Annotated in this window: 5 protein-coding genes; 1 reads left to right on the forward strand and 4 read right to left on the reverse strand. The window is 56.0% G+C overall.

Annotation, left to right across the window (positions count from 1 at the left end; translation table 11 throughout):
- Window positions 1-153: 153 nt before the first annotated feature.
- From mnmC to nadE, 3 genes are all read right to left on the reverse strand, one after another.
- Complete coding sequence (gene mnmC / locus HMPREF2726_RS09315; protein ID WP_003778646.1) at window positions 154-1,770, reverse strand: FAD-dependent 5-carboxymethylaminomethyl-2-thiouridine(34) oxidoreductase MnmC1; 1,617 nt, start codon at window positions 1,768-1,770, stop codon at window positions 154-156.
- 54 nt (window positions 1,771-1,824) lie between these two features.
- The gene (locus HMPREF2726_RS09320; RefSeq protein ID WP_070603124.1) at window positions 1,825-3,834 is read right to left on the reverse strand and encodes a site-specific recombinase; all 2,010 of its coding nucleotides are present in this window, start codon (window positions 3,832-3,834) and stop codon (window positions 1,825-1,827) included.
- Window positions 3,835-3,989: 155 nt separating this feature from the next.
- On the reverse strand, window positions 3,990-4,781 hold the full coding sequence (gene nadE / locus HMPREF2726_RS09325) for an NAD(+) synthase (protein WP_070603126.1): 792 nt from the start codon (window positions 4,779-4,781) through the stop codon (window positions 3,990-3,992).
- A gap of 15 nt (window positions 4,782-4,796) precedes the next feature.
- On the opposite strand from nadE, the gene HMPREF2726_RS14170 reads away from it, so the two are divergent.
- Window positions 4,797-4,964, forward strand: a complete 168-nt coding sequence (locus tag HMPREF2726_RS14170; protein ID WP_168163280.1) for a hypothetical protein — start codon at window positions 4,797-4,799, stop codon at window positions 4,962-4,964.
- On the opposite strand, the gene HMPREF2726_RS09330 is transcribed toward HMPREF2726_RS14170, so the two are convergent.
- On the reverse strand, window positions 4,961-5,542 hold a 582-nt coding region (locus HMPREF2726_RS09330; protein WP_246827879.1), incomplete at its 5' end, for a hypothetical protein. The two genes, HMPREF2726_RS14170 and HMPREF2726_RS09330, sit on opposite strands and share 4 nt — an antisense overlap.

Raw genomic sequence — 5,542 nt, forward strand, 5'->3', positions numbered from 1 at the left:
CTTGTCCTGATTTAAAGTTAATCCACTATAAAAGAAACAGGTCGTCTGAAAAAAGACGGCCTGTTCCGTATGGGCATGGGATGCGACATTATAGTGGAAACGGAGGTCGATTGACAGCGTGCTCAGGCAGCTTTTCAGACGACCTCTTGCGCATCAAAGCAAAGGCTGCTGCCGCACGATGGCGCGGATGACGGCGCGGTTGGGGTGCAGGGCGGTGCGCAGGCGTTGGGACAGCGGCTGGGGCAGGCCGAGGATGTCGGCGGCAATGGCGGCGGCGCAGACGGGGGCAGTGGCGAGGCCGCGCGTGCCGTGGGCGGTGTTGATGTAGGCGTTCGGCAGGTAGGGGCAGGGGACGTTGTCGAGGCGGTAGTTTTTGTCCAACGCGAGTTTGGCGTAGGCAGTCTGCATGACGGCGATGTCGCCGAGCGCGCCGACAACGGGCAGGTGGTCGGGACTGTCGCAGCGCAGGGCGGCGTGTCCTTGCGGCGGGGTAGAGAGGTCGTCTGAAACCGAGCAAAGCGGGTTTTGTTCAAACAATGATTGCGCCAATGGCGGGTTGAGTTGTTGCAGGGCGGCGCGGTTGGCGGTTTCTTCGTGCGGGTGCCAAGCGTCGTCGTTGCTGTTGAGGACAAAGGTTGCGCCGTAGCAGTGTTGCCCCCGCCAGCTCGGGCTGATGTAGCTTTCGCCGGATAGGGCACAGCGCAGGCGTTCGGAAAAACCGCTTGCCGCCACTACGCCGGTTTGTCCGCGGATTTGGCGGAAAGGCAGGGCGGAGACGTTGGCGTCTGCGGCGTTCGGGCTGTGCGCGCCCATGCAGTAGATGATGTGGGTTGCGCTGAAGCTGCCGCGCGGTGTGTGTGCTGTCCAGTTTGCGCCGTCGTATTCAGCGGAGGATAGGGGCGTGTCTTCGTGCAACGCAATCAGCGGATGAGCCAGCAAGGCGCGGACAACGGCGGGCGGGTTCAGCCATACGCCCTGCGGCCAGTAGAGGCCGTCTGAAAAGACGTCTATGCCTGCGATTTGCGCGGCTTCGTCGGCGGACACGCTGCGGTAAAGGTGGGTGTGATGTTGCTGCAAACCCAATGCCTGATTGCGTTTGCGTTCGGCTTCGTCGAAATTGAGGTGCAACACGCCGTCGCCGCCCCATGCGTCGGAATCGGGCAGCAGGTCTTGCAGCAGGCGGCGGGTATAGCCGTAGCCTGCCAGCAGCAGTTCGGTCTGCTCGGTGTCGTGCGGCGAGATTTTGGCGTAGAGCAGCCCTTGGCGGTTGCCGCTGCCGCCTTGCGCCGCTTTGCCCGCTTCCAAAACGGTAACGCGCACGCCGTGTTCCGCCAGTTTACGCGCGGTCGCGGCTCCGGCAATGCCCGCGCCGATAACCAGCGCGCTTTCGGGCGGGGTGATGGCTTGAGGTCGTCTGAACCAAGGTTTGACGGGCTTGGGCGCGGCTTGCGGTACGGCTTCGGTCTGCCATTTGATAGGGGCGAAATGTTCGTACAGGCTGTCGGCGCGGTGCGGCGGGACAAGCCAGATATGCACGTCGGGCAACAGGTTTTCCAGAAAGTTGACGCTGTTGAACTGAAGGCATTTCACGGCTTGGTCGAGGCGGGTTTTCAGACGACCTTCCAGTTCGCTCGGAGCATCGGACAAAGGAAAATCAGGAATGCGGTTTTCGCTCAGACAGGCGACCAGATGCAGCGGCGCAGGATGAGTTTCGATCACGCGGGCAAGTTCGGCGGGGGCGGGCGGGGTGTTCCAAGCTAGGATGGGCATGGCGGGGTCGTCTGAAAAAAGGTTGATTACTGAGGCGCTGTCTGTCGGCTTGCCTTAATGCTTTTCTCCCTGCTCTTTGGTCGGCTCTTTGGTTTGAACCGGCGTAACCGGGAAAAACAATATCAGCGGGTTGGCTTTAATCTGCTGCCAGAAACTTTTGCACAAATTGCCGACGCTGCCGATTTTCGTGCCGCGCGAACGCAGGGCAACGAAGAGGGCGAGGGTGAAGCTGACGATGAGGTTGACCAAGCCGATGGCGAGGACGCTGCAAATGCCGAGCATGAATGTACCCAAGCCGACGTTGCCGCTGACGGCTGCATAGCCGAGGTTGGCGGAGGAGAAGGCGACATGGCGGATGTCCAGCGGCAGGCCGAGGAGGTGTCCGAAGTAGCCGGTCATGCCCAAGAGCATACCGAAAATGAAGTTGCCGACCAGCGAGCCGTAGTGTTTGTGGATGTAGGCGGCGAGTACGCGGCGGGGTTTGGGGCGCATGATTTTGCGCAACAAGGGGTTGAAGGGCAGTCGTTGGCGCAGGTTGAGGTAGTCGGCACGGTTGTCGAAGAAGCCTGCGATGATGCCGGAACAGAACAGCCACAAGCCCGCAATAGCGGCATACCATAGGGTCGGATGATTGATGATGTCTATGGATTTGAACTGGTAGGCGGTGGTGTGTGCATCGAGTATGGGCTGTTGGTACAGATGGGCATAGCCGAACGATATGGCGCACGCCAAAAGGATGGCGATGGAAACGTTGCCGAAGACGGCGACGCTTTGGGAGCGGCATACGTCGATAAGGAGCTTGGCGAGTTTGTTGTCCACTGCTTTGCCGCCTTCGTTGAGATCGACTTGTTCGGCGAAGCTGGCGGCGGTCATGGCAGGCTGTTTGGTGGCGACGGTACAGTGCAGCATATGGATGATCATGAAGCCTATGCCGTAGTTGAGCCCTGACAGCAAGGAGGTAACGAAGGGGCTGAAGCCGAGTGTGCCGATGTGGATTTTGTGCAATGCCATCAGGGCGATGATGACGCCGCCACCCGCCGCGGAGTAGAACATTTTGAAATATTCTTTGCGGTTGCGGGTGATGTAATGCTCGCCGTGGTGGCTTTTGTTTTCGGTAATGCTGCGGGCGAGCATGCGTATGCTGCTGCGGCGCAGGTGGCGGGTACTGTACTGCTCGACCGCAGCGTAGATGAGGGAGTTCATCAGGGTGATGGTCAGGCGGTTGCGGTTGCCGGCATCGGTTTGGATGTCGGTGAGCAGTTTCAGGCGATCTACGGTCTGCTGGAGCCGTTCGAGCAGGTGGGCGACTTTGACGGACGAGCCTGAACCTGCACCCGTCCCTTTTCGGCGCAGATAGTCGATCTGGCTGCAACATTGGTCGAACATGACTTCGAGGTGGGCGGTGTCGTAAGGAGTGGTGTCGTTGCGGTAGTGTTCGACCAGTTTGGCGGTTTCGCGCTGGAGGGCGACGAAGGGCGAATCGGCTTCGAGCAGGCGCGGGGCGATGCGGATGAGGTCGGGTTCGATGGCTTCGGAGGCAATCCAAATGGCCAGCATTTCGATGGCGCGCAGACGGGCGTCAACCAACTGGCGGCAGGCGTTTTGCAGCAAGGCGGGATCGGCGCTGGTGCGGATCAGGTCGTACAGGCTCAACCATTGGCGGATGCTGAGGGTTTGCAGCCATTTGTCGTCGTTTTCGGAGTGGAAAAGGTAGAGGAACACTTCGCGCAGGTTGGCAAAGTCTTTGTAGGACGGGCTGAAGCGTTCGTAGATGCGTATGCCCATCTCGCGGGTAAAGCTGTGGCGCGAGAAGATGCCGAGTTTGATCAGCGCGGGATAGATGTGGACTTGAGAAAGCCAGTGGTAGAAGCGGCTGCTGAAATTTTTTGCGAGTTCTTCGTCTTGTTTGAGCGTGGCGATAATCAGGTCGAAACGTTCTGCCGCCTGTTTTTTGCCGCCGCGCCGCAAAAATTTGATTAAGGCATTCAGAATAAGGACGAAATCGGTGTCGGTCAGACTCTTCGACAGAAGAGGATGTAGATTTTGGTGAGTAATTTTTTCCATTGCGGTATTTTTACACAAAACGGCGGGTTTGATAAGTTCGGGTAATTTATGCAATCCGCGGTAAGTACCGTCGATATTATGAAGCCGTGCCTGATGGTTTATACCATCTTTGTTTTTTAAGGTCGTCTGAAAACCGTTTTCAGACGACCTCTTGTTTATTTCAGCATCTCTTCGGGAATGTTGCAGACGGGAATCGGATTGACTTTGTGTTGCATGGCTTTGTGCAGGCGGGTGTAGATTTCCAAGACTTCGCGCTGCCTGCCTTCAAAATCTTCGGGACGGTGCGTGCCGTAAATGCTCATCGCCCATTCGAGTTCGGGATAGCTTGCGCCCATCTGTTCTTCGTCCGTACGCTCGGTATCCCAAAGCCCGTCGGTCGGCACGGCTTTTTGGATGGACTCGGCGATGTCCAGTTCGGCGGCAATTTGATAAATCTGCGTTTTGGTCAAGTCTGCAATCGGGCTGATGTCCACGCCGCCGTCGCCGTATTTGGTGAAAAAGCCCACGCCGAAATCTTCGATTTTGTTGCCCGTACCGGTAACCAGCAAACCGTTTAGCTGACCGTAATAATAAAGCGTCAACATCCGCAGGCGGCTGCGGGCGTTGGCAAGCGCAAGCTGTTTGGCGGGGAACTCGGTTTCATCGACCTCGACATCGGCGGCAAAGGTATCGAAAGTCGGCGTCAAATCCACGCGCATCCCGCTGACGTTGGGAAACGCCTGTTCCAACCGGCGGATGTGTTCCTGCGCGCGGCTGACTTGGTCGGCTTTTTGGCGGATGGGCATTTCAAGCAACAGAACCTTCAGCCCCGTCCGTGCCGCGATGGCGGAAACGACTGCGGAATCGATACCGCCGGAAACGCCGACGACAAACCCTTTGGCGTGTGCGGCGGCGGCATAGTTTTTCAGCCAGTCGGCAATATGGCGGATAACGGCTTGGGTCTGCATAGTCAGGCTCCTGATTTGAAAGGGGGAATCATACCCGATTTTGAAAGGCTGCGGCATATGGATCAGGCAGGTCGTCTGAAAACACAGGTTTGGCATTGCGAAACCGAATGCAGTGTCTGCAACATGGTCGGTTTTAGGTTTTCAGACGACCTGTGTGATGAACGGCTGGCTCCCGTGTTTTAATGAGATTTTTTGTTTGACTTGTCTTTATATCGATAGATTTGCAGATTGGTTGACCTGCCGCCCTTGAAAGAATTGATTTCATAGGTAATGCCATCATACACAGCGCGCGTGCTGATCAGCTCTTCATTCAGCGGCTGTTTCTGTTTAAAGGCTTTGATGTTTTGGATATGTTTGTCCAACAGGTTTTTAAACAAGTTGTCCGGTTTGTTTTTATGGTTGATGGTGGAAATGATTAAATCGGGGATGGTAGTATCTTGAAAGATCAGGCCGTTATACCCAATCAAAGCATCCACACCGTCTACCTTGTTATTGACATGATATATATCGACACCGTACGGACATTCCGGATTGGCAAAGTCTTTTAAAACTATTGTTACAGAAAAAAGATTGGCAAGGTAGTCAGCGGCGCTATACATGTTTTTCTTCCCGAAATTTCTTTTAAAGATTTCGTTATTGCTGTTTTCGATAAAGCCTAACTCTTGCAATTTGGGGACAATCAGTTCTTTGTTCATGGGGATAGGCAGGCGTTTAACTGCCTCGAAATGCGTAGCAACTGTATTTTTCACCCCGTCGGGCAA

The organism is Neisseria sp. HMSC074B07, from assembly GCF_001810355.1.
GTDB lineage: Bacteria > Pseudomonadota > Gammaproteobacteria > Burkholderiales > Neisseriaceae > Neisseria.

Coding starts and splice junctions, on each gene's coding strand:
- mnmC (WP_003778646.1), bottom strand. CDS start 1,770: ATGCCCATCCTAGCTTGGAACACCCCGCCCGCCCCCGCCGAACTTGCC.
- HMPREF2726_RS09320 (WP_070603124.1), bottom strand. CDS start 3,834: ATGGAAAAAATTACTCACCAAAATCTACATCCTCTTCTGTCGAAGAGT.
- nadE (WP_070603126.1), bottom strand. CDS start 4,781: ATGCAGACCCAAGCCGTTATCCGCCATATTGCCGACTGGCTGAAAAAC.